The following is a 24,698-nucleotide window of genomic DNA, read 5'->3' as shown; positions in this document are numbered from 1 at the left end:
CCACATTGAATGAATGCGACGCAGGTGCTGCGACGCCGAAAAATAAGGAATTCTGACCTATGTCCGACATTGAAATCGCCCGCGCTGCCTCGAAACGCCCGATTCAGGAGATTGGGTCGAAGCTTGGGATTCCAGAGGCTGATTTGCTTCCCTTTGGGCATGACAAGGCGAAGGTAAGCGATGCGTTCATCAAGTCGCTTGGGGATCGTGAGGACGGCGAGCTTATTCTGGTGACGGCGGTGAACCCGACGCTAGCGGGCGAGGGCAAGACCACGACGACGGTGGGGCTGGGTGATGGGCTGAACGCGATCGGCAAGAACGCCGCGATCTGTATTCGCGAAGCCTCCTTGGGTCCGTGTTTCGGCATGAAGGGCGGGGCGGCCGGGGGTGGTTACGCCCAGGTGGTGCCGATGGAGGAGATGAACCTCCACTTCACCGGCGACTTCCACGCCATCACATCGGCCCACAACCTGCTGGCGGCGATGCTGGACAACCACATCTACTGGGGCAACGCGCTGGAGATCGACATCCGCCGGGTGGCCTTCCGCCGGGTGATGGACATGAACGACCGGGCGCTCAGGCAGATCGTCTGCAATCTGGGCGGGGTCGCCAACGGCTTCCCGCGAGAGGCCGGGTTCGACATCACGGTCGCCAGTGAGGTCATGGCGATCCTGTGCCTGGCGCGCGATCTGGACGATCTGGAAAAGCGCCTTGGCGATATCATCGTCGCCTACCGGCGCGACCGTTCCCCCGTTTACGCCCGTGACATTAAGGCCGACGGCGCGATGACGGTGCTGCTGGCCCAGGCGATGCAGCCGAACCTGGTGCAGACGCTGGAAAACAACCCGGCCTTCGTGCACGGCGGTCCGTTTGCGAATATCGCGCACGGCTGTAACTCGGTCGTGGCGACCCGCACGGCGCTGAAGCTGGCCGATTACGTGGTGACCGAAGCCGGGTTTGGCGCCGATCTGGGGGCCGAGAAATTCCTCAACATCAAATGCCGCAAGGCCGGGCTGGCGCCATCGGCGGTGGTGCTGGTGGCGACGGTGCGGGCGATGAAGATGAACGGCGGCGTGGCGCGGGCCGATCTGGGCGACGAGGACGTCGCGGCGGTGACCAAGGGCTGCGACAACCTTGGCCGCCACATCGAAAACCTCAAGAAGTTCGGCGTGCCGGTGGTGGTGGCGATCAACCACTTCGTCACCGATACCGATGCCGAGGTGCAGGCGATCCGCGATCATACCGCCAAGCTGGGCAGTGAGGCGGTGCTGTGCCAGCACTGGGCCAAAGGCTCTGAAGGAACGAAGGATCTGGCCACCCGCGTGGTGCAGGTCATCGACGAGGGCAAAGCCAATTTCGCGCCGATCTATCCCGACGAGATGCCGCTGTTTGAAAAGATCGAGACCATCGCGAAAGAGATCTACCGCGCCGATGAGGTTGTGGCCGATGCGAAGATCCGCGACCAGCTGAAGCAGTGGGAGGATCAGGGCTATGGCCACCTGCCGGTCTGCATGGCGAAAACCCAATACAGCTTTACCACCGATCCGAACCGGCGCGGCGCGCCCGACGGGCATTCCCTGCCGGTCCGCGAAGTGCGCCTGAGCGCCGGGGCCGGCTTCATCGTCGTCATCTGCGGAGAGATCATGACAATGCCCGGCCTGCCCCGCGTCCCATCCGCCGAAGCAATCCGCATCAACGATGACGGACAAATCGATGGGCTGTTCTAAGCGTTAAGACAGTTATCGGAGGGCCTGACTCAGGTTATTCCGAAAACGCCGTATAGCAAAAGCCACCGGCCCGCGGGCCCGGCAGGCTGAGGCGTTTTCGTCACTCTGAACCGATCCCAAGAAACGGCCTGATTGCGGCATTGAACGCATCGGGCGCATTGATGTTTGCGACATGGGCGGCTGACGGAACTTCGATGTATCGCGCGCCCGGTGTTGCGTCGGCCATCGCCTGCATCACATCCGGGGCGGCGCCTTTGTCGTCGGACCCGCCGACAAACAGCGTCGGGATTGTGATCCTGTCGAGGTGGCGCAGAAAGTCGAGTGTTTTCAAGGCTTCGCAACAGGCGATATACCCGTCCTGCGGTGTGGCGACCACCATTGTGCGGATTGTGCCTGCGTAGTCCGGATTTTCGGCGCGCCAATCGTCGGTAAACCATGTGGCCAGTGTCATGTCGGCAATCGCCTCCGGCCCGCCAGCCTTCACCTTTGCAATCCGATCGTCCCACATGGCGCGAAACCCTTCGGGCGCGTCGGCGCGGGCATCGGCGCAGATGATCCGTTCAAACCGATCCGGGTGCGCCAGGGCCAGCCCAAGCCCGGTCATCCCGCCCAGCGACAGGCCCATGAAACTGGCGGTTGCGATCCCCATCGCATCCATCAACAAGGTCACATCGCCCGTCAGCTGATCAAATGAATAGGGCCCGGGCGGTACCGCGCTGTTGCCGTGGCCGCGCGTGTCATAGCGCAGAACGCGGTATCGTTGGGTCAGCGCGGCGATCTGAGGATCCCACATTTCCAGCGACGCACCAAGGCTGTTGGACAGCACGATCCAGGGCGCACCATCGGGGCCATCGACCCGGGTGTTGAGCGTCACATCGCCAGCATTGACCAGCGTCATTCAGCCGCGTCCCGGGTCGCTTCTGCAGCATTCACGGCCGGGGCCACCTGTTCGGCCAGCAACACCATCGACCGGCGCGCCAGTTCCGGATCGGCCCAGTCCTTGCCAGCATAAAGCAAGGTGCCGAACTCTCCGGTTTCTTCGCGTAGCGCCAAAAGCTCATCCGCGACCTTGTCGGGCGTGCCCCAGATGATCAGGCGTTCGCAGACGTGATCCAGCGTCACCTCATCATCCGGCTGGTCGCGGTATTCCTTGAACAGGTTGGCGCGCCCGTGCTTGACCAGTTTGGTGAACAGCTGGCTGTAGTAGAAGCGATAAGGGCTGTCGGGGTCGGTCGCATAGCGCCGCGCCGTGTCCAGATCGTCGGCCACGAAAACCGACTTGGCCACGCGCCAGTTTGCAAGCTTGGCCGGCTGACCGACACGTTCGCAGCCTTCGACATATTTCGGCCAGTGACTGGCAACCCACTGTGGCATCAGGAAATTCGCGCTGATCGGATCCCAGCCGCGCGCCGCGGCCTCTGTCACCCCTTTGGAGAAGGGCGCGACAGCAGTGACCACAATCGGCGGATGCGGGCGTTGCAATGGTTTGGGCATGATGCCCTGGCCAATCTCGGTCATCGACGTCTTTTCGGTCGTGATGTTCCAGTAGTCACCGGCGATATCATAAGGGGGGTCGGACTCCCAGATTTTCAGAACCGTGTTGATGCATTCCAGGAACATCGCGTTCCGGTCCGCATCCAGATTGCCAAAAACCTCTGCGTCCGAGGCCAGCCCGCCGGGCGAAATTCCGAAATTGAAGCGCCCGTCGAGCATGTGATCCAGCATGGCAACCTGTGCGGCGACCGTTGCCGGGTGGGTATTGGGCATGTTGACCGTGCCTGTGCCCAGCCGCATCTGCTTTACCGCACTGGCCAGCGAGGCGATGAACATCGTGCAACTGGTGATCTGTTCCGCCTGATCGGTGACATGTTCGCCCACGTATCCTTCGGTGAACCCCAGCTCATCTGCCAAAAGGAACGCCTCGCGGTCTTCGGCAAGCGACGTGCGCCAATCCTTCCCCAAAGGGTGAATTGGCATGGTAAAGAATCCGAGGTCCATTGATGTCTCCGCTGGGTGGCTTGGGGGTCAGGCTATCAACTTCCGTGAATCGGATAAAATCATAATTCGCGCGATGGTGCATCAGATTATCGGATGGCGGATCACGTGTGGTCCTGTGAATTCTGTGGGCTGACAAGCGGCTCCTTATGCCGTTATGAACGTCGCGTCGGCCCCGTGGCTCAACTGGATAGAGCAGCCCCCTCCTAAGGGGCAGGTTGCAGGTTCGAATCCTGCCGGGGTCGCCATAGCTGGGCGAAGAGCATGGCTTGATCGCAGGACGTCGTGTGCAAATGGGCAGAACGGAATTGCGGCGGGGGGATGCGCATGCAGCCTATCGTGCTTTCGGCGCGCCGGGCTGCAAGAAAAGGCGCTCAGTTGGCGGTAGGACGCTGTGGTGGCGTGGGGTTCGGCTGTTGATCGGGATGAAGCTGAGGATTAATTTGAGAGTTTCTCCGCTGATTGGGTGCGTGGACACATCGGCAATTATTTCGGGTCGAATTGGAATAAATGTGAACGCCCCGATATCGGGCGTGTGATTGCGCAATTATTGAGCCGGTAATTCCTAAAGATGTATAACTATCATTATGATTGAATTGGTAATTGGAATTGATAGAATTTAATTGCCCGGAATGCGAAGAAAACCATGATCTGGCTTGAAAAGAGATTGGCGCCACTTCGGCGCAAACTGAATTGCCTGTATCTACTGAATAATTTCCCTGAACCTGAATATCGACAGCCAATAGTCCGGGTTCATCGCCAGCGTGCCAGTTAAACGAATTCCGCATTTTTCGCGCGACAATTCGATCAACCTCACAGGATCGGCCCGGGTCGGATGTCTTTGCCGGACAAGATGCGTTTGCGGAACGCCACGCCGATGGTGATAGTCGTGACGCGGAATGCACCCGCAGCGTGGGCCGCGCGGGTTGAACTCAGTTGCCTGAAGCGGCGGTGATGACATTGACAATGCAACGTCGGATAGCGAACGTCGTTGTCAGGCCGCAAAGGTTTCCAGATGTCCGGTTCAACAAAGCAAAGTGATCCAAGATCGTTGGTGAAGGCGATTGACGCGTTTTGCGAAAAATTCGGAATTGCGCAGTCTACGTTTGGTCGGCTTGCGGTCAATGACGGCAAGCTGGTCGGCAGAATCAACAAGGGCAGCTGGATCTCTCCTGCGACGCAGGCTCGTGTCGAGAAATTCATGCAAAAGGCCGAAAAGGGCGAGGTTGTCTTGCGTGGCAGGCCACGCCGCAAGAAGACCGAATCCAATGCCTACACCATGGCCGAATTGGTCAACAGGGAATCGACGGTGCGAACGCCGGGCAGCTTTGCGCTGCATGAACAAAAACAGCGGTCCCATGTCTTTGCTGCCACTACGAATGAATCCTGGGTCAAAGGCGACATCATCGCGGAAGACATCGTCAAACTGGCGTCCGGAAAGACGATGCTTCGATTGTTTTTCTCGCCAATGGACAACGGCGTAACACCTGCGCGCGCGCTGCGGGCGATACATGCGCATTTTCCCGATCTGCCGGTGCTTTTGGTCATCAAGGGATGGGGGCTTGAAGATCTGCGCAATACGATGGGCCGGATGGTTGATCGCTTGTCCGAACATCCCAAAACCGCCATCGTCCTGACAAACCTCTACACCCGAGAGGCCGTGACGCTGAGCAAGACGGCCAAGGAAGGCCCCGACAATCTGGTCTGGCGCAACGTTCCGCTGAGCGGGACCAGCAGTTATGATTTTCAAAAACAAACCGCAGACCTGTTTCCGGTTCTTGCAAATGAATGGACCGTTCAGCAGGGCGATGATGATTTTCCGGTCTATGCGCGGCCCAGCGTTGTCACGATTTTTCGTGAAGATCAGCGTGCGGCATTGGATCAACTTATTCCCCGCGAGGGGCGGTCCGAACTGGAATTCGATTATTGTTTCCTGAACCATCCATTTTTGCATTCGCACACGATGAAGTTTCGGATTGATTATATCCTGCGTCCGGTGGTGCGCCATCTTGCCAGCGGCGGTCAGGTCAAGGTTGTGCAATCCTTTGGGTCGGACCCGGCGCATGAGATTGCGAAAAAGGTCTGGCCGCGTGAGAAGATCGAGAATATCTCGCGCCACGATATCATATCGGCGTTGAAAAAGACGTTGGGACAAGACCTCAAAGACTTTACGTTTCAGGGAATGACGGACGCCCGATCATTGTTCCGCTTTGACATGCACACCCTGCCCGTCATCACAAAAACCGACAGCGGGCCACTGTCGCTTCAAAGCGCCTGGAGCAATGCCGTCTTCTTCACCCAGATGAACGAGGATCTGGCCGAACAGGCCATGCGTGACGGGCGTGGATGCCTGGATGTCACACGCGAGGTGCTGAAGCAGCACGGCGGACTGTGGTTCGTGAATGAGAGTTTTTCGGTCTTCCGAAAGCCCTCGGCGCAAGACTGACTGCCCCGCATCGTTGAAACCATGTTGACTTATCGACTAGTGGGATCATAGTGGGCAGTGGGGCGACCGGCCTCTGTCGCATTGTGATTTGTAAGGAGTCGACGTGAAATACAAAGCCTATGCCGCAACGATGCAGAGCGTCTGGATCAGTGACGACGAAGGCATCAGTTGGAACCGCCTTCTGACACCAACAGGCGGGTTTTATAACGAAGCACGTTGTTGGGCCGTTCACACCCACCCCGACCGCCCGGGCGAGGTTCTGGCAGGCACCGATCAGGGGCTTTACCGTTACAGTGAGGCGACGAAGCGGTTCGACCACATCCCTTCGCCCATGGACTCCCTGCATATTTTGAAGATCACCCAGTCGCCGACAGACCCTGATTTCATCGTCTGTGGCACCCGCCCGGGTGAGGTTTTTCTGTCGGAGGACAATGGGGCAACCTGGCGACGCTCCAATCTTGATGCCTCGACCGAGTGCTGGTTCATCAATACAAGCCGCGTCACCTCGACCCATTTTGATCCCAGGAACGCAGACACGATTTGGATCACGGTCGAAATCGACGGCGTGTTCCGGTCAACGGATCGTGGCCGCACCTGGGAACATATCATCCGCGGATTGCACGATAATGACACCCATGACCTGGTGTTTCGCGACTATGATGATGGCAGGCGGACGATCCTATGTTCGACCGAAGACGGGGTCCACAAGTCAACCGACAACGGGGCCACATGGGAACAACTTCAGATCCCGCAGGCCAAATGGGATTATTTTCGCAGCCTGAAACAACCTGCCGAAAACAGCGATACAGTGATTGCCAGCGTCGGTGACAAACCATCTGGTGAGGCCGGGCAATTACTGGTCAGCCACGATTTTGGAGAGAGCTGGGGCACTTGCGCCCAGTCGCATCCCGCGAATTCCACATTCTGGTCCATTGGCACCAATCAGGCGGATACCAGTTTGCTGTTTGTTGCCACCATCTTCGGACAGATCTTCAAAAGCACCGACAGCGGTCAAAGCTGGCAGAAAATGGATCGTGAACTGGGTGAGATCCGAATGATAACATGGGCCCCGGTTTGACCCCGATTTCAAATCACGCCCGAAGGAGGTTTTGAGATGTCGTTGTTCTTGCTGAAACCACATGTCACAGGGCCGGAAGGGCAAGTCACATCGCCTGACGTCATTGTCGATCGCATGTTCGTCGACCAATCACCCGTTCCCGTCAGCCGCCTGACCCACGATGCCTGGCAACAGGGCGTGGCAGACGAAACCGGCAAGGCGGCCTATGGCCTCATGGCGATCGGCGGCGGCGCGCTGATCCTGCCTGCGGTGGTTCTGGGGTCGGGCACCGTCATTGCATCGCGGGGGGCGTGGCGCCTCAACAATCTTGATGGCCATGTGGGCGATGTCACGCTGAATGGCACCCCGCTGTCTGACATTGGCCTGCCGGCGGATGACATTCGCGCGGCGGGTGGTACGGGCGATACGCTTCCGCGTGGCTACCTGTTGCTGCGCACGGGCGCTGCTGCGTCGCTTGCTGCCTAACTGGCTGACCCAAAATCCGGGCGCGTGTTGTCGCATAAGGTGGTTCTGGAAGACTTGGCGCGCGATCCATGGGCCGATGCACGCCCCAGGCCGCGCTATTCGGTCGGACCGACCATGAAAGACGTGCCGCACTACATCTAGGGTCAGGACCCATTAATCCGACACCGCTGGTTTGACAGATTTTCTGTCTGACAAGGGTTAGGCCTGAAGGAATAGTGGTTCTATTTCAATGGCCTAAGACGATGTCAGGCTGGAAATCCGTCAAATCCGAAGGACGTCAAATCCGCTTCATCTCAGCGGTTCAGGCCGCTTGAAAAGTGAACCACACTTCCCTGCGCGTCCCAAACCACTGATATTTCGCGGATTTGACGCCAGCGATGCCGGGTTAATGGGTCCTGACCCTAGCGCATCATCAGAGCGCACGATTATCGCCTAGGCCAGAAGGGCCTCAAGGCGCGAAAAAAGCGGCGTGCCGGGGTGGCCATAGTCCCCGATGATTTCAAAGTGATTTTTTCCGGGGCTGTCGAACAGGTCAACGGGGTTTCCATTGGCCTGACAGGCTTTGGCGAAGGCGCGTGATTGCGTGTCAAACTCAGGTGTCTCGTCACCGCCCCAGCCGATCAGGATGGGGATATCGGGTGGGGGCAGATGATGGATCGGGCTTAACGTCCGGGCCTGGGCCGCGCTCAGCGCCAGCCAGTCCTGCGCGGTTTTCTCGCGAAGCGGTGCCAGATCGAACAGGCCGGATATCAGTGTCAGCGACGCGATCAATGGCCGCGCCTCCCAATCTGCGGCGGCGCCCATTGCGGCCAGATGCGCCCCGGCGGAATTGCCCGTGACATGAAGCTGACCGGGATCAATACTATGGGCCGCCCCGTGTTTCACAAGCCAAAGCAGCGCGCTGCGCACGTCGTCCACCGCATCCGCCAATGTGGCTTGGGGCAACAGCCGGTAATTCAGACAGACCCACGACACGCCCCGACCGGCCCATTCAAGCGCTGGAAATCGCCGCCCATCCTTTGACCCGGTCTTCCAGTAACCGCCGTGGATGAACACCAGAACCGGGTCCATTGGTCCCGCCGGGAAGATATCCAACCGCTGGCGCGGTTCATCCCCATAGGCAAGATCCAGCCGCGCGCCGGGCAATTCCGCCGCCTCGTCCGAGCGCGCGGTAAAGTGACGCTGAAGGGCCACGACTGCCGGAACGGTCGCATCCAGGTCATAGCCGCTGTTCATCTTTTGTAGGTTTCGCGCGCAGTCACCGAGATTGGGCATGGTTCCACCGTACAGGCAATCTCGGTCTGTACATGACGCTCGACCGTTGGTTTGTTGCTGCCGCCATCCGGTTCGCCCCAGGTCAGCGATACTTCGGTCCCCGGCTCGGCCATATCCTCGTCCAGCAGCGCCAGTGAGATCCAGTTGCGCACGTTCGACGTATAGACCGGGTAGTGCGACAGGCCGACCGGCTTGCCGCCTTTGGTTACCAGATCATAGGGGCAGGTGGCGTAATGCGAAGCCGGCATATCCATGAATTTCATCCGCTCGCCGTCGCCAAGCTGCGATGCAAAGACCTTGACCACGTCGTCTTTGGACCACCGCAGGGTGCGCTTGTGCTTGTGGGGCTTGCCCCGCATCGCTTCCAATGCGTCGCGGCCGATGAAGTCATGATCGAACTTCACGATATGACCATAGCCCAGATCATAGGGCGTCAGGTAGTAATCTTCGACATTGTCGCTGACCAGGGATCCGCCCAGCGAAAGCCCCGCCATGAAGCTGTCAGCGCCCAGCCATTCGCGAAAGCCTTGCATCTTTTAGCCTGAATAGATCGCCGGCAATGGTGACGGGAACCAGCCGCTTTCATGGGCCACGGTGGAATAGGTTTTGGACCCGGCTGCAAGCAGCCCCATGTCCTGACCCGCCTCCATAATGGCATCGCGGATGCGGTCGTAATCATCAAACGGCCCGAACAGTTCCAGTCCGACCGCGCCCGCCATGCCATGGCGCAGGGCGCGCACCTGAATGCCGTCGATGGTGATCTTGCCCATGCCGAAGAACCTGAAACCCTCCAGCGGTCCCCCGTTCAGCTTTTCAAGGATCGCATTGGCGTTGGGGCCCTGAACTTCGAACCGATAGCCAAGGCGCCGGCCGCTGTTGTCCAGCGCGCGGGTGTCCGTCGTCGCCTCGACGTCATAGTCGCCGGTTTCGATATGGTATTGCACCCAGTCACGGTTGATCGGCTTGTTGACGATATTGACCTTGTCGTCTTCCAGAATGAACATGATTGCATCGCCGATCACTTGCCCATCGTGGTTGCAGAACACGACCTGCTTGGCGATGTCGCGGCGGAAATTGGACATGGTGTTGATCGCAAGGTCTTCGATCAGGCGTTTGACATCCGGGCCTTCGATATAGTGGTCGGTCATATGAAAAGACTGATCGAAAAGCACCGCGCCGTGTCGCCAGGCCGCCTGCTCGTCCCGCCAGTTGGTGAATTCCGCCTTGATCGGGAACTGGTATGGTCCTGCATTTGCATTTCGCAGCATATCAACCGGATTGCCGATGCCGCGAATCTTGTCCTCAAGTGATGCCATGGCGCGCCGTACTCCTGTGTTCGATCAAAAGCCTCCGAGTCTGGAACTCTTCGCTTTACTAGTGGGACGAAAATGGGCAGAATCGCAAGAACTTTTTGGGAAAACCCGGTTTCCAACAACGAAGAAGGCCAGGAATGGGACGCGTTGAGGATCGTTTGGACAAGCTGGGCATCACCTTGCCAGCGCCACTGGAACTGCCAAGCCCGAATCGCACTGCGGTCGTTCAGGTTGGGCAGATGCTTTACGTATCAGGGCATGGTGCGGCACTTCTGGAAAATGATACCGTCAAACGGCGTGGCAAGGTTGATCTGGACATCACCGAGGCTGAGGCTCAGGCGACCGCCCGCGCCCTGGCGATCAAGATGATCGCGACACTCAAGCATCACCTGGGCGACCTCGACCGGGTTGAGAAGGTGGTGAAGATCCTGGGCATGATCAATGCGCATCCGGATTTTGAACGCCCGAACGCGGTCCTCAATGGTGCCAGTGATCTGTTTTATGAGGCATTCGGACCAGACATTGGCCAACACGCGCGCTCGTCCATTGGGGTGGAAACCCTGGTGGATCGCCAACCGGTCGAGATTGAGGGCATCTTTCTGGTTCGGGCTTGACCGTCGCGATGCGCCCAGAAAACCAAAGCGATGAATGAACAAGGGGCCCACATGACCAGAGGCAACGCCAAAAAACCGGATCATCCCGGATGCTGCGCAGCGTATGTTCCAGCGCATTGTGCGACAACGACAACCTAAAGGAAGACCGCCCGCATGACCCCCCTGAACCCAGAAGAAGCCCGGCGGCTTTCGCACTGCTTCGCCCCGGAAAGTGCGGCAATCATCGGGGCGTCCACCAATCCGATGAAATTCGGCGGGCGCGCGTTGAAATTCAGCCTAAAGCGTTTCGGCTTGAACCTGAATCGCGAGGGATTCCCTTGAGACCTGATCTGTGATTCATCCTGTTTGGGAGGATGGATCATGTCAGCACCTTTGCCATCTGCGCTTCGGATACGGTTTCAGAGATACATTGAAGAAGGGTTGAGCGGGCGCGCGGCGGCGTTGCGGTTGAAGCTGTCGCCTGCCACAGGCGCGCGGTGGGCGCGTCAGGTGAGGATGAAGGGTCATGCGGAACCTGCCCGGCAGGGACCGCCGCGCGGCAAGGGAAAGCTGGCTCCGCATCGGGAATTCTTTGAGGAGTTGATCGCACAAGACCCTGACATCACGCTCTTTGAGTTGCGTAATGCGCTGGCCGATGCAGAGGGTGTGCGGGTGCATCACTCCTCCATCGCCAACCTTCTGTCCCGGCTCGGCTTCACGTACAAAAAAAGTCGCTGGTCGCAACCGAGCGCCGCCGCGCCAAGGTAAGGCAGCAACGGGCCGACTGGTTCAGATACCGCTCGCCAGCCATTGCGACCTTTCCTGAGCGCGTTGTCTTTATTGACGAAACCGCAGTGAAGACAAACCTCACGCGCCTACGCGGCAGAGCCAAGCGCGGTAAGCGCCTGACGATGGATGCGCCCTTCGGAAGCTGGGGAACCCAAACCTTGATCGCGGGCCTGACCCAAGGCGCGCTGATCGCACCTTGGGTCATCAAGGGAGCGATAGATGGCCCCGCCTTCGCGGCCTACATCCGCGAAGTGCTGGTCCCCGAGATCAACCCCGGCACTGTCGTCATTCTCGACAACCTGGCAACCCACCGGAATAAGGAGGCGACGCAGGCTTTACGCAATCACGGCTGCTGGTTCCTTTACCTGCCACCGTACTCGCCCGACCTGAATCCCATCGAGCAGGCCTTCTCTAAACTGAAAGCCCATTTGCGACGGATCGGGGCCAGGTCCTTTACCCAGGTCTTCGAAGCAATCGGAGCAATCTGCGATCTCTACGACCCAGTAGAATGCTGGAACTACTTTAAGGCCGCCGGATATGTCTCAGGTTAATGTCGAAACGCTTTAGCGCGTGGCTATGGCGGGCGGCTCTATCCGATCAACGCGAAGAATGACGTGGTGCAGGGGGTCAAGGCCTATTCCCATATCAGCGAGCTGCCCGAAGCCCCCGATGTTGCCGTTATCGCGGTGCCCGCGCCGCAAGTGCGCGAAAACCTGATTGCCGCTGCTGAACTGGGTTGCGGCGTGGCCATCGTCTATGGCGCTCAATTCGCCGAAGCGGGCGACGACGGGCGCGAACGACAGGATGATCTGTTGCACATCGCACGCTCAAACGGGATGCGGATGATTGGCCCGAACTGCATGGGGGTGATCTCTCTCGCGTCGGGCTTTGTCGCCAGTTTCACGGCAGCGCCCGAACATCACGACGGCAACGGCTGGCCGGACGTGGGCGATGTATCGGTCGCCAGCCAGTCGGGCGCCGTCGGCATTCAGATCTTCGCGCAACTCAGGGATCGCGGGTTGGGCCTGGCCAACTGGATTTCCACCGGCAATCAGGCGGATATCGACGTGGCCGATGCGATTGCATATTACGCAGGCGATCCGGCCACCAAAACCATTGCAGTTTATATGGAAGACGCCAGTCGCGGACTGAAGCTGGTGCAGGCGCTGGAACTGGCGCTGCAGGCGAAAAAGCCGGTCGTCGTGCTGAAGGTCGGCACCACGCCTTCGGGCGGGCGGGCCGCGTCAAGCCACACAGCCTCATTGTATACCGAAGACCGCCTGGTGGAGGATCTGTTCGCGCAATACGGTGTGTTGCGCGCGCGTTCAGTCAATGAGCTGATCGACCTGACCACCGCCTGCAATGCGGGTATCGTGCCGCGTTCACCCGATGTCGCGGTTGTGTCGGTCTCGGGCGGCGGGGCGGTGATGATCTCGGACGCGGCGGCGGAAGGTGGGTTGAACTTGATCGACTACCCCAAGGAAGCCTTGGCCGATTTGAAGGCGACCAACCCTTTCGTCAATGATCGCAACCCGATCGACATCTCGGCCCCCGGCGCTTCGGGCGATCTTGGCGCCCAGCTTGCCAAGGCCGGCGTTGAGCATGTGGCCGAAACTGTGGTTAGCACCGCGGACGAGGCTGTCGCGCAGTTGAACGGGACTATCGTTCTGAAACTCTCTGCCCCGTCGCTGCTTCACAAAACGGAACTGGACGGTGTGCGCACTGGTCTGACTGACGAACCCGCAACCCGCGCCGCCTTCGCCCATCTTCAGACGCAGTTGGGTAAGCACGCAGCTGCTCATCCGGGGCTTTGCATCGTTGCCTCGCCACAGATCGACGGCGTCGAAATTCTGGTCGGGGTGCGGCACGACCCAAATTTCGGGCCGCTTGTTGTCCTGGGCTCTGGCGGCGTTGATTGCGAGGTTTTTGATGATCTGACCTACCGCAAGGCGCCCTTCGGTGCCGGCGATGCCACGGCCATGGTTGAGGCACTTCAGACCAGGCGCAAATTGGATGGCTGGCGCGGCGCGGCGGCGGTAGATCGCGCGGGGCTGGAGGCTGCGTTGGTTGCCTTGTCGGACCGTGCGCCGCAGATGCCGGGGTTCGAGATTAACCCGCTGATCGTAACTACAGACGGGCTGAAAGCAGTTGATCTGGTCGTCGCGCCGCCGGATGCTGCGCCATGAGCAATGTCTTGCAGTGGATCGACGGCACCGATGTGCAGGGCGCAGGGACGCCATTTGACAATATCAACCCGTCCAACGGCCAGAAGATCGGCACCCTCAGCGAAGCGACGCCGGATCAGGTCGCCCAGGCGGTGGCGGCTGCTGGTCGCGCTTTCGAGGGTGGCAAATGGCGTCACGCGTCCCACGCCGACCGGCGCGCAACGCTCAGACGGATGGCCGGGGCGATCCGCGACAATGCCGACCGGCTGATCGATCTGCAATCGACCGAAGGCGGCATGCTGCCCGCACAGGTGCGCGGCCATGTGATGGGGACTGCGAGCTGGTTTGACTATTATGCCGATTTCCTGACCCGTGAAGGCGGCGAGGCCTATCGCCAGTTAGGCAGCGCAATCGCTTTGGTCGAACGTGAACCGATCGGTGTCTGCGCGTTGTTTTCGCCCTGGAATGTGCCGGTCGGCCTGTCCGCCCTGAAACTGGCCCCGGCCCTGGCCGCGGGCAATTCGGTGGTCCTGAAACCGTCCGAGGAAACACCGCAGGTGACCCGCGCGCTGGTTGATCTGCTGAACGCGGCCGGGTTGCCCAAGGGAGTGCTCAACTACGTCAACGGGCGCGGGGTCATCACCGGGGCGGCGCTGGCCGAAGCGCCGGGCGTCGACATGATCTCGTTCACCGGCGGGTCGGTCGCGGGCAGTGCCGTGGCGGTGGCCGCCGCCAGGCGGCACGTTCCGTCTGTGATGGAACTTGGCGGTAAATCCGCCACCATTGTCTTTGACGACGCCGATCTTGATGCTGCCCTTTCCGGGGCCCTGGGCGCGATCTACGGCAACAACGGCCAGGCCTGTCTGTCCGGTTCGCGCATTCTTGTGCACGACTCTATTGCCGATGACTTCATCGCCAAGTTCCGGGACCGGGCCGAAGCCATGGTGGTAGGCGACCCCAAAGCCGATGGCGTCGATATCGGACCGATGATTAGCGCGCAGCATCAGGCGCGCGTGCTTGGCTTTTATGAAAGCGCCAAGGCCGATGGTGATAAGGTTCTGTTCGGCGGACCGGCGAAGGCGGAGGGGTTTCACGTCAGTCCCGGTGCGATCAAAGTCGCATCCAGCCACAGCCGGGTTTGGGGTGAAGAGGTTTTTGGCCCGCTCGCCGCCTTCGCGACATTTCGCGACGAAGCCGAGGCGATTCAGATGGGCAACGACAGCGTCTATGGGCTGTCAGGTTATCTCTGGACCCGCGACATCGGCCGCGCCATGCGGGTCAGCAAGGCACTTCGCACCGGAACAGTCGTCGTCAACGCGGGCTTCATGCGCGAACTGAACGCGCCCTTCGGTGGCTACAAACAATCGGGCATCGGGCGCGAAGGCGGCGCGCATAGCTGGATGAACTTCACCGAGGCCAAAACAACGGTCATCAACCACGGATAGACATATGCTTGACGGAAAACGCATCATCATCACCGGCGCAGCGCAGGGTATCGGGGCCGTCATGGCGCAGAGATTTGCTGCAATGGGCGCGAAAGTCGCGCTAACCGATATCGTTGACCCATCGGGCGCGGCCGAAAAAATCACTGCCGCCGGGGGTGAGGCGATCGCCGTGCCGGGGGACGTCACATCCCTGACCGATTGCGAAGCCGTGGTGGCCGCAACAGAACAGGCCTTTGGCGGCCTCGATGGGTTGGTCTGCAATGCTGCGCTGTTCGCGACCTTGCCGATGCAATCCTATGACGAGATTGACGAAGACATGTGGGACAAGGTCATGGCCGTTAACGTCAAGGGCCCCTGGCTGGGCACGCGCGCCGCAGTCCCTGCCATGGAACGCGCAGGCGGCGGATCAATCGTGATGATCGCAACCAACCGGATTTTCCACGGCTTCCCTGATCTGCTGCACTATGATGCCTCCAAGGGCGCGGTGCTGACCATGGTACGCTCGCTGATCCGGGAACTTGGTCCCCGAAACATCCGCGTCAACACCATCGCGCCGGGTCTGACGCTGAGCGAGGGCGTGTTGGCCCGCGAAGGCATTCAGGACCGCAAAGGCGCAATCGCTGCCGGGCGCGCATTGGCGCGCGATCAACAGCCCGAAGACCTTGTCGGGCCAACTGCATTCTTCCTGTCCGATCACGCCGGTTTTGTCACAGGACAATCCCTTGGCGTCGACGGCGGCGGGGTCATTCACTAGGAAAGGGCCGATCATGGCAATTGTCAGCGTCACACTCATCGAAGGCCGCGACCAGGACACCAAGACCAGGCTGATGGAGAAGGTGACCCAAGCCGTCGTCGAGGCGCTTGATGCAAAACCCGCTCAGGTGCGTGTCTACCTTAACGAGGTCAAGGATGGTGCATATGCGGTCGCGGGCAAGCCGGTATTTATCGGCGACCACGGATGAAGCCAGAATTCATTTGCGTGCCGAAGTTAGTGGGATCATAGTGGGCATCGAGATGCCGGAACAAGACCAGATCAGGGGAACCGCATGCCGCATGACGTAAAGATTCCAGACTATGTGATTGAACGCATCATGGCCAAACGCGGCAAGCTGTCGGTGTTTGACAGTTTTGATGCGGCCAAAACGGCGTTCCTGGTGATCGACATGCAGAATTTCTATGTAGCCGAGGTGGACACCGCGATTTCGATCGTTCCCAATGTCAACAAGATCGCCGCTGCCTGCCGTGACAAGGGCGTGCCGGTATTCTGGGTCATCATGCGCTGCGCCGAAAAAGAAGGCGCGCCCAGCCAGTGGCAGCTCTATCACGATTATTTCTTTACCAAGGCAAAAGGCCAGAACCATCTGACCAAGCTGAGCCCCGGCAATGAGGGCTATGAAATCTACCCGGATCTAGAGGTGAAAGAAGAAGACCGCGTCGTCACCAAGCGCCGGTTCTCGCCATTCATTGTCGGCGCGTCCGAGTTGCATGACATCCTGCAAGAGATGGGCATCGAAAATCTGATCGTCGCGGGGACGGCAACCAATATGTGCTCGGAAAGCACGGCGCGTGATGCGATGATGCTGGATTACAAGGTCGTCATGGTCGAAGACGCAAACGCGGCGCGATATGACGATGATCATCTTGCGGGACTTACCTCATTTTATCAAAGCTTCGGCGACGTGAAGACCACCGAAGCCACGATTGCGATGATCAAGTAGATGACCGGCTTCAGCCAGATTTCTGTGTCGCAAGAAGGCAAGACGGGCGTGATCCGCTTTGCACGGCCACAGGCGCGCAATGCGCTGACCGACACAATGCTGGCCGAGACCCGCGCCCAGATGGAGGCATGGGAGCAAGACGCAACCATCGCGGCCATTGTCCTGACCGGGGACGACAAGGCGTTCTGCGCAGGCGGGGACCTGAAGGGGACCGCGTCGTCGCAGATGGCTCCGTTTGACAAATACCGCCATCGGCACACGACCTCGGAATGGCACAACTTCATGCGGTTCCTGAACCGCTGCACCAAGCCGGTTATTGCTGCGATTGAAGGCTGTGCCCTGGGTGGCGGGCTTGAGATTGCGCTGCAATGTGACTTCTGCGTCGGATCCGAAACGGCGCAGCTTGGCCTGACCGAGGCGAAGATCGGCCTGTTCCCGATTCTGGGCGGGGCCTGGTCCCTGACCCGCGCCGTGGGCGAGCGTCGCGCGCGCGAGCTGGCCTATACCGGCCGCAAAATCGCATCGGACGAGGCCGCCACGCTTGGGCTTCTCAACCATGTTACTCCGGCGGGTCAGGCTGTGGCCAAGGCCGTTGAAATCGGGGCCGAGATTGCCACCGGCGCACCCCTTGCCGTGATGATGATGAAACAGGCGATCAACCGCGCCCATGAACAGACCTTTGACGATGCGTTGACCGCAGGCGGCGATCTGTCCGCGTTGCTGATGTTCTCGGAAGATCGCGAAGAAGGGCTGGCCGCATTCCGGGAAAAACGCCCGCCGGAGTTCAAGGGCAAATGACCGCACAATATGACGCCATCGTTATCGGCGGCGGCCATAATGGGCTGACCTGCGGGGCCTATCTTTCGCGTGCGGGCAAGAAGACCCTTGTTCTGGAACAAAAGCCCTATGTGGGCGGGGCGAGTGTCACGGAAGAGTTTTCTCCCGGCTTTCGTGCCTCGACTTATTCATTCATCATGGGGCATCTGCACCCCAAGGTGATCGACGAGTTGGAGTTGAAGAAGTTCGGGCTGGAATATTATCCGCAGCCCAATGTGTTCAACCCGACCGAAGACGACGGCATCGTCTTTTCAAAAGACCCTGTGAAGACCCGCGAACAGATCGCGCGGTTTTCCCAACATGACGCAGACAATTACCCCAAGTTCTTTGAACGCCTGCAATCGACCATCGCAATCCTGCGCCGCCTGCAACTGGAAACCCCGATTAACCCGTTTCGGATGGACCCTGCCGGACTGGCAAAAACGGCGCGCTTCGCCTGGCGGTATCGCAAGGCCGAAACCGAAACCTACAACCTGCTGCACGCCCTTTCGATGAGCGCGCATGACTACGTCAGCCAGTGGTTCGAGAATGATCTGGTGAAAGCCAAATTCATGTTCTGGGCCACAATCGGCGGCAATGCCGGGCCATATGCGCCCGGCACGGCCTTCTATCTTGTCACCCACCTGGTGGGTCAGATCGGGATGAACTTCTGCAAGGGCGGCATGGGCGGCGTGGCTGATGCCATCTCGGCCTCGGGCCAGGCCCACGGGATGCAGATCAGATGCGACGCCTGGGTTGACGAAATTCTGGTGCGCGATGGCAAAAGCTATGGCGTGCGCCTGCGCTCGGGCGAGGAAATTCACGCCAGCCGGGTGATCTCGAACGTCAATGTCAAACGGACGTTTCTGGACATGGTGGATCGCACCCACCTGCCCGAGGATTTCGTTGATGACGTCGAAGGGTTCCGTTCGCGCGGAATGGGGTTCAAATTGCTTTGCGCTGTCGATCGCCTGCCGCAATACAAAGGCTTCAGCCAGGAAAAAACCGGCACGGATTATCCCGCCTATGCCCATATCTGTCCGACGCCGGAATTTCTGGAACAGGCGTTCCACGACGCCAAATTCGGCTGGTACTCGCAGGAACCGTTCCTGTCGCCGAACGTGCCCAGCCATACCGATCCGACCCTGGCGCCCGAGGGCAAGCATGTCGTCGCCTTTCAGGGCGGCGTGTCACCTTATGAATTGCGCAATTCCGATTGGGACAAGGAAGGTCCGCAACTGGTCAAGAACGCATTTGCCGTGATGGATCGCTTTGCCCCGGGCTTTTCGGAAAGTGTGATCGACTACAAGCTTTACACGCCTAAGGATATCGAACGGGATATCAACATGCCGGGGGGGAATTCGCAGCACGGTGAACTGACACTTGATCAGATCTTCTTCATGCGCCCGGTGCCGCGCTATGCGGATTATCGCTCTCCGGTGCGGAACCTGTATCAATGCGGTGCATCAACCCATCCCGGCGGTGCGGTCTCGGCTGTTCCGGGGCACAATGCGGCGCGCGAGATATTGCGAGACTGGCGGTGGGGGAAATCCTGAATGGCTGTGCTCCAACCCAGCGTATGGCCCACAGAACGGGCGGCGAAAGTCGGGGGCGGCAATTCGGCCCTGTCGCCGGGTTTGCGGGCCAGGCTTGCCCCGGTCGCAGGCGGCAAGGACCAGACCGATTTATGCGTGTACATTCAGGCGTTGCCCGGCGATGCTGCAACGACATCGGCGTGTTTCGACCGGACACGCATCGCCGCAATGGCCACCAGGTCAAACAGTTTTGGGATAGATGACATGGCAATCGAGGTGCCAGCGAACCACAGCCACTTGTTCAGTCAGAAAACAGGGGCGCGTATCGAGGTCTGAGGCCTCTTAACACTCCGCTTGGGCGGAATAACGGGGTGCCGTAGTCGAAGACGCACCCATCAAAGGGAGAACGAAAATGAAACTATCAGTGAAATCAATCTTGCTGGCGGGGGCTGTGTCGGTCGTTTCCACAGGCGCCTTTGCCGCTGGTCACGGCTGTTCCAACGATGTGCCTGTCAAAACCATTTCGAACGCCTTCCCGGCTTATGAGACGATGACCGGCGTCATGCAGGCCTGTGGCAACGTCGAGAGTGAGCTGGACAAGGACCACCGTCTGAAAATCGTCGATGCGTTTTCGGCAAATCCGTCGCTTTACACGATGACGTCGGTGACGAATTCGACAGCGGTTCCGATGATTGATGCCGACCTTCTGCGCCCGCTGGATGATCTGATCGCCGCGCATGGCCAGAATCTGAACGCTAACCAGTTCATCAAAATTGACGGCAAGACAATGGCGATCGCCGCCTTCGCGAATACCCAGCACCTGATGTACCGCGAGGATATCCTGTCTGATCTGGGCATTGCCGTGCCGACCACCTGGGACGAATACATTGCCGCCGCCGAAAAGATCCAGGAAGCCGGCGTCGTGGATTATCCCATCGGGCATTATATGAAAGACGGCTGGAACCTCGGCTTCGTCTTCCTGAACCACTATCTTGGCGAAGGCGGCGAATTCTTCAACGATGACTGGACACCGTCGATCAACAACGCCCAGGGCGTCGCGGTACTGGAACGGATGGCCAAGCTGGCCTCGCTTATGGACCCGGAGTATCTGGTTGCGGACACGACCTTCGTGACCAAGCAGCTTCAGCAGGGCAAAGTTGCCATGGCCAACCTGTGGGCCAGCCGCGCCGGAGCGGTCAATGATCCGGCCGAATCCTCGGTGCCGGGCAAGATCGTGATGGCCGCTGGCCTGCGTGGTGCTGAACGGATTGCGTCGACCATTTGGTGGGATGGCTGGGCCATTGGCAAGAACATCACGGACGCCGAAGCAGAAGCCGCAATGAAGCTGATCGCGGCCTCAATGGCGGAAGATGTGATTAAAGAGCATAACGACGATGCTGTCTGGCTTGCCAACGGGTATGAACCCGGCGCGGCAGCGGCAGGCGCATTTGCGACAGTGGACGGCCAAACGGCGAACTATCCGATGAACAAATATATCGGGTCGATGCACGCCGCATTGGGCAGCGGTCTTGCAGCCTTTATGACAGGCGACAAGGATGCAGCCACGACGCTGGCTGATATCGAAGCTGCGTATTTGATTGACGCCAAAGAAAAAGGTCTGCTTGAATAAGCGGACCCATGCAATCAGGGGCGGCTTCAGGGCCGCCCCGGCACTAAGCATCGGCAGGGCCCATGAAACAAAAGACACTTTGGATGTTCATAGGACCATCGGTCCTGATGATGCTTTTGTTCATCGCCCTGCCGCTCGTCTCGGTTCTGTGGCAGAGCTTCAATGTCACCCAGCCGGTCTATCAGCAGGTTGAGGTTGAAACCTGCACGCCGGGCCTTCTGGGATCCGTGTGCGAGATTGAAAAGAAGACCCGTCCAATTCTTGATGAAGACGGCAAGATCATCACTGAAACCACATTCGTCGGGTTTCAAAGCTATCTCAATGTGATCGAACCCGAAAGATTGTCGAGCGCGATCAGCAACGGCAGCTGGCGCGAGTTCACCAATATCCGCTTCTGGTCTGCGCTGCGCTTTACGCTGGTCTTCACGCTGCTGACTTTGCCGCTGGTGCTTGGCACCGGGCTGGCAATTGCGCTTGCGGTCAACAGCACCGCCCAGCGCATCAAAGGCCCGGTGATCTTTATCTCGCTCTTGCCGTTCATCATCACGCCGGTGATCGGCGCGCTTTCAATCCGCTGGCTTTTCATCGGCGATGGCATTTTGACGGCCGGAATCGAATGGTGGCTGAACAAAGACGTCGCGATGTTTGCGCAGGCTTGGACGATCGAGCTGATGATGTACATCTATCGCGTCTGGCATGTGGCCCCATTCGCCTTTGTCGTTTTCTATGCAGGCCTGCAGTCGGTTAACCAGGACGCGATCGAGGCTGCGATCATCGACGGCGCGTCGCGCTGGCAAAGACTGCGGTATATCATCATTCCGCACCTGATGCCGCTTGTTGTGTTCCTGACCCTCATTCACCTGATGGATGCCTACCGCGTGTTCGAGGAAATCGTCGGATTCTCGGCCTCGGCGCATGTGATATCGCTGCAGTGGCTGACGTATGAGTTCCTGCTGCAGGACGGCACCGGTGCGCGCAACATCAGCCGCGCATCTGCCAGTGCGATGCTGACCATGGTCGGAATTGCCCTGCTTCTGGCCCTTCCGCTGCGCCGTGTCTGGCGCGAACAAAGAGGGCGCTGAGCCATGTCAAACCGGGCCATGCGCCAACCCATCGGTCTTAAGCTGTTTTCCAACGGGTTTCTGGCCCTCTGGTGCCTGATCGCTGCCTTCCCGATTGTCTGGATCGCGGTGATGAGCCTGAAGACACCGATTGATGCGTTCTCCTCGAACCCGCTGAAAGTCATCGTCGGGCCGCACACGCGCGAAAACGTATCCGGCCTGTCGCTGATCGACATCGTCCTTGGGCTGGCCCTTGTGGCTGCGCTGATCTACGTCGCGATTCGCTGGCTGCCCGGCAAGATCAAAGCCCTCGCGCCCGGCGGGTCGATGGTTTTTGGCTGGCTGATCGGCGGGCTGCTTTACGGAATTTCCGTATTGATCGCGATGGCTGTGATCCTGCCCGCGGTTCTGGGCGTGCTGAACCCTGCACTTGGGCCGCTGGGCAACACCGTCATCGGCCTGACGACCGAGCATTACGGGGCTGTCTGGATCGACCGCGGGTTTTCGCGCAACTTCGCCAACTCGATGATCGTTACCGTTGGCGTGGTGACCGTCTCGCTGACTGTCGGGACACTGGCGGGATATGGTTTGGCGCGCTCGGATTCGATGATCGCTTTTTCGCTTCTGGTTGTCGCGCTGGTCTTTCGCGCCTTACCACACTCGGTGCTGGTGACGGGATATTTGCCCTATTTCATCACCTCGTCGGAATGGCTTGCGCCGATATTCGGCGATGCGGCCCCCACGCTTTACGGCAAGCCCTGGGCCGTGATCGCCGTCCTTGTCGCAATCAACCAACCGTTTACAATCTGGATGCTGCGGTCCTTCTTTCAGAACATTCCGTCAGAACTGGATGAGGCCGCAAGGGTGGATGGCTGTTCGCATTTTCAGGCATTCCGGCGTGTCATCATCCCCGTGATGTGGCCCGGGGTGATCACCACCGGGCTGTTCAGCTTCTTGCTGGCCTATAACGACTTCCTCGTAACCTCGTTGCTTCTGGACGCCAACAACATGACCATGGTTCCGGCGATTGCGAACATGTTCAACCGTGAAACAACCGCATCTGACGAAGTTCAGGCAATTGCCGCCGCAGTGTCGATTACCGCCCCGTTGTTCGTGCTGGTCCTGATCTTCCAACGCCAGATTGTTTCGGGCCTGACGGCAGGTGCCGTGAAGGGATAAGACGAGATCTTGATTGTCGGAATGGCCTATGTCCTGCCATGGACGGGCGTTTGCCTATGGGCATCCGTTGACGCAATCGAGCCTGGCCATTCGCGCCAGTGCCGCCTCCATGATCACAATAGCAAAAGGCCCCGGAATTCCCGCCGGGGCCTTCGCAATCAAGTCTCTGTGCGTCACCCTAAGGTTAGCAGCAACCCTTTGACGTGCAGCATGCTGCAATTGTCGCCAGATTGTCCTTCTTCGCCGCTTCGGGCTTGATGTAGATTTTCTTCATAGTCGCACCCCTCGTTATGCTGCTGGCAAACATGCACATTGATTCTGGTCCAGTCAACGCGCGCGTTAACTATTTGCGTGGCAGAGTGGCGATTCGATCCCATCAACTGTTCGTCGTCAGGGTTTTTGGCCCCAAGAGCGGCTTATGCTAAGAGAGAGTTTGGCTCATCTGGTTGGGTTGATTATGCGGCGCGCTGGCGGTGATGCACGCGCCGCGTTTCGAGTGTCATTCGTTTGATCTTTTCCCTTTGTTGTAGAATGGCTTTATCCCGTCCGAAGGAGACGTCTGCGGCTGTGACGTTGTTCAGGCTCTCGTGGTATCGCCGGTGATTGTAGTGGTCGACGAAGGCTTCGATCTGGGCTTCGAGATCACCCGGCAGTGCATGTTTACCTGCACGAGAGGGACTGAGCAGGCGCGGCTTGTGAACGACATGCACTTGATCACAGCCTGACGCTTGCAATGCCAGGTCGAGGTATCGGTCACGTCCTCAGCCCGCATGTTCCCCTCTCGTGCATTTCTGCGCAATGCCCTGCCGGGCAGTGGTGCAGAGCTTCCGTGAGATGATGTAGCGGCTGTAAACATCCGGGCCTCTCGTGGTTTGCAGGCAATCCACTGCCGGCTAATAGTTCGTGCTGAGATCGAACCATCCCCAGCCCAGAACTTTGAGGTAGGTAAAGTCGGTCTGCCAGCGCTGATTGATGGCTGTTGTTTTGTCTTTGAACTCACTGGCGGCCTTGATCACGATAAAGGCTGGGCTGGTGATCAGGTCATGCGCAGTCAGAATCCGATACGTTGAAGCCTCTGATACAAAGTAACTTTCGTTGTCTGTGAGCGTCACTGCCAACTCGCGCGGCGATAGTTCGGTCTCCTTCAAGGCCAACTTGACCACCCTGCGCCGCACCTCAACAGGGATGCGGTTCCAGACATGTTTTGGCCTGGAAGATTGATCTTGCAGCCCAGCCTCACCACGTTGAAGGTACCGATCGTATGGCCGGAAAGCACAGAACAGGCCAGCACCAGAGCGACTTCCTGGCCACAACACTCCGCCGATAGCTATGCCAGAACTTCTGAAAACCGAATGGCGTTCGACGCCAGGCATCCGGCAACAGAAACAGCGATTGAAATCAGCATCTTGGTGATTGCGGCCAGCCGTGAAATGCCAACCCAAAACGGTCCGCTGTCCGGCGATCAGCT

Annotated in this window: 21 protein-coding genes, 1 tRNA gene and 2 pseudogenes; 18 read left to right on the top strand and 6 right to left on the bottom strand. The window is 59.0% G+C overall.

Features of this window, described 5'->3' with window-relative positions; translation table 11 throughout:
* The first annotated feature begins 59 nt into the window (after window positions 1-59).
* Entirely contained in the window at window positions 60-1,727 is a 1,668-nt protein-coding gene (locus GKR99_17295; protein ID NKB29208.1) for a formate--tetrahydrofolate ligase, read from the top strand.
* 100 nt (window positions 1,728-1,827) lie between these two features.
* Here the strand turns inward: GKR99_17295 and pcaD are convergent, their stop codons facing one another.
* Window positions 1,828-2,625 carry a 3-oxoadipate enol-lactonase gene (gene pcaD, locus GKR99_17290; GenBank protein ID NKB29207.1) on the bottom strand — a complete coding sequence of 266 codons (798 nt, stop codon included), beginning with the start codon at window positions 2,623-2,625 and terminating at the stop codon, window positions 1,828-1,830.
* Window positions 2,622-3,725: an LLM class flavin-dependent oxidoreductase gene (locus GKR99_17285; GenBank protein ID NKB29206.1), complete on the bottom strand. Its 1,104-nt coding sequence runs from the start codon at window positions 3,723-3,725 to the stop codon at window positions 2,622-2,624. The genes pcaD and GKR99_17285 overlap by 4 nt, the downstream gene beginning before the upstream one ends.
* Before the next feature lie 168 nt (window positions 3,726-3,893).
* On the opposite strand from GKR99_17285, the gene GKR99_17280 reads away from it, so the two are divergent.
* From GKR99_17280 to GKR99_17265, 4 genes are all read left to right on the top strand, one after another.
* Window positions 3,894-3,970: transfer RNA gene (locus GKR99_17280), tRNA-Arg, on the top strand.
* A gap of 767 nt (window positions 3,971-4,737) precedes the next feature.
* Window positions 4,738-6,168, top strand: coding sequence for a hypothetical protein (locus tag GKR99_17275; GenBank protein NKB29205.1), 1,431 nt, complete (start codon window positions 4,738-4,740; stop codon window positions 6,166-6,168).
* A 103-nt stretch (window positions 6,169-6,271) separates the two neighbouring features.
* Window positions 6,272-7,246 carry a hypothetical protein gene (locus GKR99_17270; protein ID NKB29204.1) on the top strand — a complete coding sequence of 325 codons (975 nt, stop codon included), beginning with the start codon at window positions 6,272-6,274 and terminating at the stop codon, window positions 7,244-7,246.
* Window positions 7,247-7,282: 36 nt separating this feature from the next.
* Window positions 7,283-7,711, top strand: coding sequence for a hypothetical protein (locus tag GKR99_17265; GenBank protein NKB29203.1), 429 nt, complete (start codon window positions 7,283-7,285; stop codon window positions 7,709-7,711).
* Between the two features lie 432 nt (window positions 7,712-8,143).
* On the opposite strand, the gene GKR99_17260 is transcribed toward GKR99_17265, so the two are convergent.
* On the bottom strand, window positions 8,144-8,986 hold the full coding sequence (locus GKR99_17260) for an alpha/beta hydrolase fold domain-containing protein (protein ID NKB29202.1): 843 nt from the start codon (window positions 8,984-8,986) through the stop codon (window positions 8,144-8,146).
* Window positions 8,944-10,302, bottom strand: a pseudogene (locus GKR99_17255) (aminomethyl transferase family protein). The gene GKR99_17260 and the pseudogene GKR99_17255 overlap by 43 nt, the downstream one beginning before the upstream one ends.
* A 134-nt stretch (window positions 10,303-10,436) precedes the next feature.
* Between GKR99_17255 and GKR99_17250 the strand changes: the two are divergent.
* The 13 genes and pseudogenes from GKR99_17250 to GKR99_17190 all read left to right on the top strand — a co-directional run bounded on the left by GKR99_17250 (window position 10,437) and on the right by GKR99_17190 (window position 23,230).
* On the top strand, window positions 10,437-10,913 hold the full coding sequence (locus tag GKR99_17250; GenBank protein NKB29201.1) for a RidA family protein: 477 nt from the start codon (window positions 10,437-10,439) through the stop codon (window positions 10,911-10,913).
* Between the two features lie 360 nt (window positions 10,914-11,273).
* A pseudogene (locus tag GKR99_17245) lies at window positions 11,274-12,232 on the top strand (IS630 family transposase).
* Between the two features lie 66 nt (window positions 12,233-12,298).
* Window positions 12,299-13,867, top strand: a complete 1,569-nt coding sequence (locus tag GKR99_17240) for a hypothetical protein (protein ID NKB29200.1) — start codon at window positions 12,299-12,301, stop codon at window positions 13,865-13,867.
* Window positions 13,864-15,291, top strand: coding sequence for an aldehyde dehydrogenase family protein (locus tag GKR99_17235; protein ID NKB29199.1), 1,428 nt, complete (start codon window positions 13,864-13,866; stop codon window positions 15,289-15,291). Before GKR99_17240 ends, GKR99_17235 begins: the two co-directional genes overlap by 4 nt.
* 4 nt (window positions 15,292-15,295) lie before the next feature.
* Window positions 15,296-16,045 carry an SDR family oxidoreductase gene (locus GKR99_17230; protein NKB29198.1) on the top strand — a complete coding sequence of 250 codons (750 nt, stop codon included), beginning with the start codon at window positions 15,296-15,298 and terminating at the stop codon, window positions 16,043-16,045.
* 13 nt (window positions 16,046-16,058) lie between these two features.
* Window positions 16,059-16,253 carry a 4-oxalocrotonate tautomerase gene (locus GKR99_17225; GenBank protein ID NKB29197.1) on the top strand — a complete coding sequence of 65 codons (195 nt, stop codon included), beginning with the start codon at window positions 16,059-16,061 and terminating at the stop codon, window positions 16,251-16,253.
* Window positions 16,254-16,337: 84 nt separating this feature from the next.
* A complete protein-coding gene (locus tag GKR99_17220) occupies window positions 16,338-17,009 on the top strand; it encodes an isochorismatase family protein (GenBank protein ID NKB29196.1) in 672 nt (223 codons plus the stop codon).
* On the top strand, window positions 17,010-17,807 hold the full coding sequence (locus tag GKR99_17215) for a hypothetical protein (protein NKB29195.1): 798 nt from the start codon (window positions 17,010-17,012) through the stop codon (window positions 17,805-17,807).
* On the top strand, window positions 17,804-19,381 hold the full coding sequence (locus tag GKR99_17210) for an NAD(P)-binding protein (protein ID NKB29194.1): 1,578 nt from the start codon (window positions 17,804-17,806) through the stop codon (window positions 19,379-19,381). The genes GKR99_17215 and GKR99_17210 overlap by 4 nt, the downstream gene beginning before the upstream one ends.
* Window positions 19,382-19,696 (top strand): hypothetical protein, encoded by a 315-nt coding sequence (locus GKR99_17205; protein NKB29193.1) that lies wholly within the window; start codon window positions 19,382-19,384, stop codon window positions 19,694-19,696. It begins immediately after the preceding gene.
* 76 nt (window positions 19,697-19,772) lie between these two features.
* Window positions 19,773-20,990, top strand: a complete 1,218-nt coding sequence (locus GKR99_17200; GenBank protein ID NKB29192.1) for an extracellular solute-binding protein — start codon at window positions 19,773-19,775, stop codon at window positions 20,988-20,990.
* 62 nt (window positions 20,991-21,052) lie between these two features.
* Window positions 21,053-22,072: an ABC transporter permease subunit gene (locus GKR99_17195; GenBank protein NKB29191.1), complete on the top strand. Its 1,020-nt coding sequence runs from the start codon at window positions 21,053-21,055 to the stop codon at window positions 22,070-22,072.
* A 3-nt stretch (window positions 22,073-22,075) separates the two neighbouring features.
* A complete protein-coding gene (locus GKR99_17190; protein ID NKB29190.1) occupies window positions 22,076-23,230 on the top strand; it encodes an ABC transporter permease subunit in 1,155 nt (384 codons plus the stop codon).
* A gap of 455 nt (window positions 23,231-23,685) precedes the next feature.
* Here the strand turns inward: GKR99_17190 and GKR99_17185 are convergent, their stop codons facing one another.
* Both GKR99_17185 and GKR99_17180 read right to left on the bottom strand, forming a co-directional pair.
* Window positions 23,686-23,970, bottom strand: coding sequence for a transposase (locus GKR99_17185; protein ID NKB29189.1), 285 nt, complete (start codon window positions 23,968-23,970; stop codon window positions 23,686-23,688).
* Window positions 23,971-24,123: 153 nt separating this feature from the next.
* Complete coding sequence (locus GKR99_17180; protein ID NKB29188.1) at window positions 24,124-24,672, bottom strand: hypothetical protein; 549 nt, start codon at window positions 24,670-24,672, stop codon at window positions 24,124-24,126.
* Window positions 24,673-24,698 lie beyond the last annotated feature (26 nt).

It is taken from the genome of Paracoccaceae bacterium (assembly GCA_012103375.1).
Taxonomy (GTDB): domain Bacteria; phylum Pseudomonadota; class Alphaproteobacteria; order Rhodobacterales; family Rhodobacteraceae; genus WLWX01.
This window is presented reverse-complemented; position numbering and strand designations above follow the sequence as displayed.

Bases quoted from the DNA above. Each gene is read 5' to 3' on its own strand.
- GKR99_17295 (NKB29208.1), top strand. From the start codon at position 60: ATGTCCGACATTGAAATCGCCCGCGCTGCCTCGAAACGCCCGATTCAG.
- pcaD (NKB29207.1), bottom strand. From the start codon at position 2,625: ATGACGCTGGTCAATGCTGGCGATGTGACGCTCAACACCCGGGTCGAT.
- GKR99_17285 (NKB29206.1), bottom strand. From the start codon at position 3,725: ATGGACCTCGGATTCTTTACCATGCCAATTCACCCTTTGGGGAAGGAT.
- GKR99_17275 (NKB29205.1), top strand. From the start codon at position 4,738: ATGTCCGGTTCAACAAAGCAAAGTGATCCAAGATCGTTGGTGAAGGCG.
- GKR99_17265 (NKB29203.1), top strand. From the start codon at position 7,283: ATGTCGTTGTTCTTGCTGAAACCACATGTCACAGGGCCGGAAGGGCAA.
- GKR99_17260 (NKB29202.1), bottom strand. From the start codon at position 8,986: ATGCCCAATCTCGGTGACTGCGCGCGAAACCTACAAAAGATGAACAGC.
- GKR99_17250 (NKB29201.1), top strand. From the start codon at position 10,437: ATGGGACGCGTTGAGGATCGTTTGGACAAGCTGGGCATCACCTTGCCA.
- GKR99_17235 (NKB29199.1), top strand. From the start codon at position 13,864: ATGAGCAATGTCTTGCAGTGGATCGACGGCACCGATGTGCAGGGCGCA.
- GKR99_17230 (NKB29198.1), top strand. From the start codon at position 15,296: ATGCTTGACGGAAAACGCATCATCATCACCGGCGCAGCGCAGGGTATC.
- GKR99_17225 (NKB29197.1), top strand. From the start codon at position 16,059: ATGGCAATTGTCAGCGTCACACTCATCGAAGGCCGCGACCAGGACACC.
- GKR99_17220 (NKB29196.1), top strand. From the start codon at position 16,338: ATGCCGCATGACGTAAAGATTCCAGACTATGTGATTGAACGCATCATG.
- GKR99_17215 (NKB29195.1), top strand. From the start codon at position 17,010: ATGACCGGCTTCAGCCAGATTTCTGTGTCGCAAGAAGGCAAGACGGGC.
- GKR99_17210 (NKB29194.1), top strand. From the start codon at position 17,804: ATGACCGCACAATATGACGCCATCGTTATCGGCGGCGGCCATAATGGG.
- GKR99_17205 (NKB29193.1), top strand. From the start codon at position 19,382: ATGGCTGTGCTCCAACCCAGCGTATGGCCCACAGAACGGGCGGCGAAA.
- GKR99_17200 (NKB29192.1), top strand. From the start codon at position 19,773: ATGAAACTATCAGTGAAATCAATCTTGCTGGCGGGGGCTGTGTCGGTC.
- GKR99_17195 (NKB29191.1), top strand. From the start codon at position 21,053: ATGAAACAAAAGACACTTTGGATGTTCATAGGACCATCGGTCCTGATG.
- GKR99_17190 (NKB29190.1), top strand. From the start codon at position 22,076: ATGTCAAACCGGGCCATGCGCCAACCCATCGGTCTTAAGCTGTTTTCC.